The sequence below is a fragment of the Novosphingobium sp. 11B genome, from assembly GCF_054589055.1.
This window is the reverse complement of the sequence record NZ_BAAILP010000323.1, coordinates 119,603-125,999: the sequence shown is the minus strand read 5'-3', so window position 1 is coordinate 125,999 and position 6,397 is coordinate 119,603. Positions and strand designations below refer to the sequence as shown.

3 protein-coding genes are annotated in these 6,397 nt (G+C 63.5%); 2 read left to right on the top strand and 1 reads right to left on the bottom strand.

The genetic code is table 11. The features are described 5' to 3' along the window. Positions 1-273, bottom strand: a 273-nt coding sequence (locus tag ACYPYD_RS27015; RefSeq protein WP_459666850.1) for a transposase, incomplete at its 3' end; no start/stop codon positions are given. Between the two features lie 225 nt (positions 274-498). Here ACYPYD_RS27015 and ACYPYD_RS27010 point away from each other — a divergent pair. Further along, positions 499-3,168: a RecB family exonuclease gene (locus tag ACYPYD_RS27010; RefSeq protein ID WP_459666849.1), complete on the top strand. Its 2,670-nt coding sequence runs from the start codon at positions 499-501 to the stop codon at positions 3,166-3,168. Continuing rightward, positions 3,168-6,332 (top strand): UvrD-helicase domain-containing protein, encoded by a 3,165-nt coding sequence (locus ACYPYD_RS27005; RefSeq protein ID WP_459666847.1) that lies wholly within the window; start codon positions 3,168-3,170, stop codon positions 6,330-6,332. Before ACYPYD_RS27010 ends, ACYPYD_RS27005 begins: the two co-directional genes overlap by 1 nt. Positions 6,333-6,397: the final 65 nt, after the last annotated feature.

Below are 6,397 nucleotides of genomic sequence, written 5' to 3'. Positions count from 1 at the left end.
AGGTGCTGTCCCCTGCGGCTCGGCGGCCAACTCAACCGGCACGAACCCGGCCATCGCGCCGCGGAGCAATTGCTTACGCCAAGTGTAAAGCTGACCGGTCCCGATCCCGTACCGACGCGCGACCACGGCCATGATGGCACCCGGCTGAGTGGTCTCCTTCAGGATCGCCAGCTTCTCTTCGTCGCTCCAGTGCCGGCGCCGTTCCACTCGAACGACCGCTCCGCCATCTCGGCGTGCGCTCATACGAGGCTCGTTTGACTGCTCGATATCCACTCGCAAGGCCTCCATCTGCCCCGCGAAATTCACGCCCACCCCAATCCGCACAAGGCCGGGTTCCGTCGGCGCTTACGGTTGTCATGCTTCCGGGACCCGCCAAGCCGCATGAATGCACACCAAAATGGAACGAATCGCTATGTTGTACCATCTTCCCGTGCCATCCCCTGCCGTGGCAGGCTGGTTGTTGCATGCGATAGGGCGGGTGGAGGCATCATGCTGACAATGGACATCATTTTCGGCATCCATGCCGATCCCGGTGCCTTTCCAAGCCATGGCGGCGGATCGACGGGCGGGCTTGGCGTGCCTGTCGTGGGACCGCAGGGCCTTCTCGATATACTGGAGACCGCTTTGGGCCTCGGATCTCCCAGAGCGTCCCAGGTGGTCCGTCTTGCCTCGATCCAGGCAAAGCTCCAGCGACTGGAAGGGGCGCCGCCATTTTGGGCATCGTCGTTCGCGGTCGATCCTTGGGCCACTAGCCGGACAATCCTGCGCTGGCGTGACGAGCTTGTGGATGCGGGATGGAGCGGAAGCGGCGTCTGGAACGCACTGCGGCTCGCTGATCTTGCGCGCCTCGAGCAGACGCCAGGTCGCGTGCCTCCCGGAATTGCCGATCGCCTCTCCCAGCTCTGCGTCCGGCTCGCCGATGGACCGCAGCTGCCTGTCGGCCGAATTCGCCTCATCGATCCGCGACCGGAATTGCCTCCTGGCTGGGGCCGCCTGATCGACGCAATCGCTGCGAGTGGCGTCATCGTCGAGGAGCTCGCCACGACGCCGGCGGCGCCGGCGCACACCGCGCTCGGCGCTCTGCAACGATGGATGGTCGAAGACAACGAGGTCAGCGGCGAAGCAGATGGCACGATTACGATCGCACACGCATCCAGCGCGCTGCTGGCCGCTGAAGTCACGGCCCAGTGGCTCAGGGCGCGGGGCTCTGCCTGCGCTTTGCTCATCGCGCAAGGCGGGAATACCCATCTGCTTGACGAAGCGTTGGCTCTCGCGGGCCAGCCGCGGATCGGGCGCAGCGCGGCATCTGGTCATCGCGGTTCGCTGCAGCTCCTGCTGCTGGGGTTCAAGGCGATCTGGTCACCGTTCGATGCCGAGGCACTGATGGAGCTACTCGTTCTTGCAGCTTCGCCGATCCCCCCTCGCGCCGCGCGGCATCTGGCGCATGCGCTTGAGGAAGCCCCCGGTCGCGGAAGCGCAGCATGGGTCACGGCCTGGGAAACCATCGAGGCAGCGGAAGTCGCGGCGGCCGGAGACGATGATGCAGCGATCGCCAAGGCAACGCGGCGCATTGAGACGTGGCGGGCCTGGGCGGACCCACAGCTAGCGCATCCCCGACAAGGCATTCCGGTCGAACAGGCGCTTGCGATCTGCGATCGCACCCGCGACTGGGCCCGAGCGCGGTACAGTATTGCGCAGGATCCCCTTCTGCACGCAACGGCCCGCCTCGCTGAAGAAGTGCGCGATGCTCTGGTGGCGCTTGAGCGCCCCTTCATCGGGCGGAACCTTGTCGACCGCATCATTGATGAAACGCTCTCGATCGGCGAGACCAATCCCGAGGCCATCGCCGAAGCCTCGCAATGGCATTCGGTTGCACATCCCGGCGCGGTCTGGGCCCCGGCTGACACGCTCGTCTGGTGGAATTTCTCGGCAACGAGCGAAGGAGCAGGCCGTCAACCATGGTCGGCTGCGGAACGGCATGAACTTGAACATGCCGGGGTCCCCGTCGCAGACGAGGGCCGAGCCGGACGCGTTGCGAGCGCGGCATGGGATCGCGCCATTCTCCAGGCGTGTGAGCGCATCCTCTTGATCTCGGCCGGGCCGGAGGAAGCATCTGAAGACGCCATGCATCCGCTCGTGCATCGCCTCGCGCCCGCACTAGACCGGCTCACGACCCATATCCGTCTTGAGGACGCGCTGTCCCAAGACAGCCTCACACTCGCCGGAAGCGAAATCCATCGCGTGCCCGTGGAAGTCTCTTCGGTGCCAGCGCCCCAGCCGCAATGGCGGACGCCGGCCGGCTACCCGACCCTCCTCGCTGAGCGGACGCAATCTGCGACAGCATTCGAAAATCTTTTGGCATGTCCGCTGAAATGGGCGCTCAGGCATGTCGCGAGGGTGCGCGCTGGCCATGTCCGTTCGATACCTGACGCAAAACGCCTCATCGGCAATCTGGCGCATGCCCTCGCGCGCGACATATTCACGCCCGGCGCTTCGCCTCCGCCCGATGCCGTCGCAGCGATGGCGATCGAGCGTCTCGACATGTTCATAGACAGGCTAGCAGCCCCGCTACGTCATCCCGCTCTCGCAACGGAACTGTCGGAAGCCCGCAGCCGACTTCCGAAAGCCCTTGCCGCCCTGGCGCAGACTTTACAGGACAATGGACTGGAGGTCGAAGGAACCGAACTCCAGATCAGCCGAGATTTCGAAGATGCGCTTTCGGTGCGCGGCGCTATCGATCTTGTAGCGAGGGACAGACATGGCGAGGTCGTGATCATCGACCTCAAATGGACGGGCTATGCCAAGGGCCGCCTTGATGAACTGCGGTCAGGAGCAGCTGTCCAGCTCGCGACTTATGGCGCGGTCTATGCCGATGGCGCCCCTTACCGGGCCGGCTATTTTCTGCTCAACCAGGCCCAGTTTGCGACGCTCGCAAGCTCGGGCTTGATCGGCCGGTCCGTTGCGGGCGTCCGCAGCCTGCCCGACATCTGGGACGGCGTCCTTCGCGATTGGCGTCGGCTGACTGCGCTTGCCGCCGACGGCACGCTCATCGCTCGCGGCGTCGAGGGCCACGAAGATGTGCTCGGAGCGCCATTGGAGATCGAACGCGAAGCCAATTGCAGATATTGCGATTATGCGAGGCTGTGTCGGCAGAGAGGATTGGGCTGATGACACTTTTCGACTGGACCGGGCACCGCGTCGACACGATTATCGCCTCGGCAGGAACCGGCAAGACGACCACGCTCGTCGATCGCGTGACCAACGAACTTGTCGGCGGTCTTGCGCCACAGCGGCTGCTGGTTACGACCTTCACCAAACGGGCGGCAGCCGAGCTGCGCGGGCGCATTCGGGAAAAGCTGATCCGACAGGGTCGACCGGACTTGGCTGCCGCCATGCTGGCGGCGAGAATTGGTACGGTTAACAGCGTTTGCGGTGGCCTGATCGAGGAGTTCGCCTTTACCCTTGGACGTTCGCCGGTAGCCGAGATCATTCCCGACGAGCAGCAGAAAGCCGTGTTCGCACGGTCGATCGGCGAGGCGTTGGCGCATCATTCGGATGTGATCAGGCCGCTCGCCGCCAACATCGGCATGGATGCGCAAAGTCGGACGATAGGAGGGGTCGAGAAGAAGGGCTGGCAGGACTATGTCCGCCTGATCGTCGACAGGTCGCGCTCGAACGGCATTGCGCAAAACGACCTCGCGCCGTCGGCCAGACATTCGGTCGATACGCTGCTCGCCCTCCTTCCCTCGCGGGAAGACGGCGTGGGCGCCGAAGCGCTGGATGAAGCCTTGCGCGTCGCGGTCGAGCAGTGCTGGCAGGCTCAATCGCCTGGGCGAGAGGGCCTGAAGAAAGGCAGCCAGGACGATCTCGGTACCATTGAGGAGCTCTTGCCCGCCCTTTCCCGCCGCGAGCCGATCGCCTGGTCAGCTTGGGCAAAGCTCAGTAAATTGGGCAAGGTCAAGGGCGAGGCCCATCTGTTCGCCGATGTTATGGCGGCTGCAACAGCGCATTCTGCGCATCCCAGGCTTCGCGACGACATTGCAGGCTTCATCACCGCGATCTTCGCGTGCGCCGCAGCCTGCATGGACGCTTACTCCGCTTACAAGCTTGAGCGCGGGCTGGTCGATTTCATCGATCAGGAAATGCTCGCAGTGGATATCCTGCGCAACCCCGCCAACCATGATGCCTTGCGCGAACGGATCGGGGCGGTCTTTGTTGACGAATATCAGGATTCCAGTCCCGTTCAGATCGCTATTTTCACTGCCCTCGCACAGATATCACCAAAGAATCTGTGGGTCGGCGATCCCAAGCAATCCATTTATGGGTTTCGCGGCGCCGATCCCGATCTGACGCAGGCGGCAGCAAAGGAGCTTTGTGCCACCACCGCAGGCGAGCTCAATTTTCTACAGACATCCTGGCGCAGCAGGCCGGACATCGGCGCCTTCGTCAATGCCGCCTTCGAACCCAATTTTCTGGCCCTTGGCATGACCCGGGAAGAAATCTGTTTCAATCGCTTCGCCCGTCCCGCGGCCGAGGCTGGAGCTTCGGCGCTGTCAGTCTGGGCAATGGGCGGGAAGAACAAGGGGGAACGGGTGGCGTTGCTGGCCGCGCGCGTAGCGGGCCTTCTCGCGCGTAGCGAGGCATGGCCGGTACAAGACAAGGGCCATGCCGCGACCCGCGCTGCGCGCGGCGGGGATATTGCGCTACTGTGCCGCAACAACAGCCAGGTCCTGGAGCTCGCTTTGGCCATGATAGCCAAGGGTCTCAAGGTCACCGTCGGTCGTGATGGCCTGCTCGACCAGCCTGAGGTCGAGCTGATGACCGCTGCGCTACGTTGGGTTTCGGATCCCTCCGACACGCTGGCGGGCGCCGAAATCATGCGCCTAACCGCTGCGGACGCGTCATGGCTTGAAGCGTCTTTCACGCCCGACAAGCGCGAGGCCTTCGCGGCGGAAATGCCCTTTGCCGAGTCACTCAACGCGCTACGGGAGAGCGCCGCGCAGCTTACGCCTGCGGAGATGCTCGATGCGATCATCCATATCCCTGGTTTTCAGTCCGCGACCCTGCGCTGGGGCATAGCCCAGAATCGCTCCGCCAATATCGAAGCCTTGCGTGGCTTGCTCGTTCGTTATCAGGACGAGCGAAGATCGGAACGGCAGGCGGCAACCTTGGCGGGCGCGTGCACATGGCTTGCGAGGCTGGACAAGGCGAGCCAGCCGCAGAGCCGCCATCCCGATAGCATCCACATCCTCAACTATCACCAGGCCAAAGGGCTTGAATGGCCGATCTGTGTCCTGACAGACCTCGACGACAAGGTGAAAGGCAGTCCCTTCGACCTGCATGTCGAGACGGATGGACAGACTGACCCTACCGATCCGCTGGCCGGTCGCCGCCTTCGGTTTTGGCCCCGCCCCTATGGCGCCCAATCGAAGGACATCGCGCTTTATGACGCGGCCGACAATTCGCAGCAGGGCATCGACGCGGTTGTGGCCGAACGCCACGAGCGAACCCGTCTGCTCTATGTCGGCATGACCCGCGCGCGCGATCACCTGTGTTTGGCGCTTGCGGCCGGAACGGAGTGGCTCGATGAGCTTCGGACAGCGCAAGACGCTTCCCTTGTTTCAATATCGCCCGACGCCTGCATTGTAGGGGGCGTATCCATCCCGCTAAGCGCCCAGCCGGACCCGTTGTTCGAGCCACCCCGGACAATCAGCCTGGACTATGCGCCACCCCGCCAGGAATCGGTCGTCCATTTGCCATTCTATATTCGGCCAAGTGCCGCATTTGCGACCGGGGCGGTTAGGATCGGGCACCAGCACCGGCTGGGCGACCGCCTTGCACTTATAGGCGATCCCGACATTACGGCCCTCGGCGAGGCGAGCCATCGGTTTATGGCGTGTGACGACCATCGGGCGGAGGCGCAATGGCGCTCTGAAACAGCCAAGAGCCTGCTCGATCGATGGGCCGTAACGCAGTTTAAACCGGCGGATCTTGTGACGGCCTCGGACCGTCTCGCCAATTTTCTGCAGACGCAGTTTCCCGCGGCGCGGCCGCGGCGCGAATGGCCGGTCTATGCACTACGCGGCGAGCAGGTCGTCACGGGCTGGATTGACCTTTTGCTCGAAGACGATGAAGGCTTTGTCATTATCGACCATAAGTCCTTCCCCGGATCTCTTGAGGTCGACGAAGATCGCCTGCGCAGTTTCGCTGGTCAGGTGACACTTTATGGCGAGGCACTGGATGCACTGTTTGGCCGGCCCTGCAGGGAATATTGGGTTCACCAGCCGATCGCCGGCCTTATCTCCCGAGTGGACATTGGCAATGCGCCCTGAGCCAGGCTGTGCGTTGATGTTGCGAGCTCGTCATTGCGCGCCGGCGTCTGGTCAACCGGTACTGC

Excerpts from the sequence above, each read along its gene's own strand:
- ACYPYD_RS27010 (WP_459666849.1), top strand. The coding sequence starts at position 499 with ATGGACATCATTTTCGGCATCCATGCCGATCCCGGTGCCTTTCCAAGC.
- ACYPYD_RS27005 (WP_459666847.1), top strand. The coding sequence starts at position 3,168 with ATGACACTTTTCGACTGGACCGGGCACCGCGTCGACACGATTATCGCC.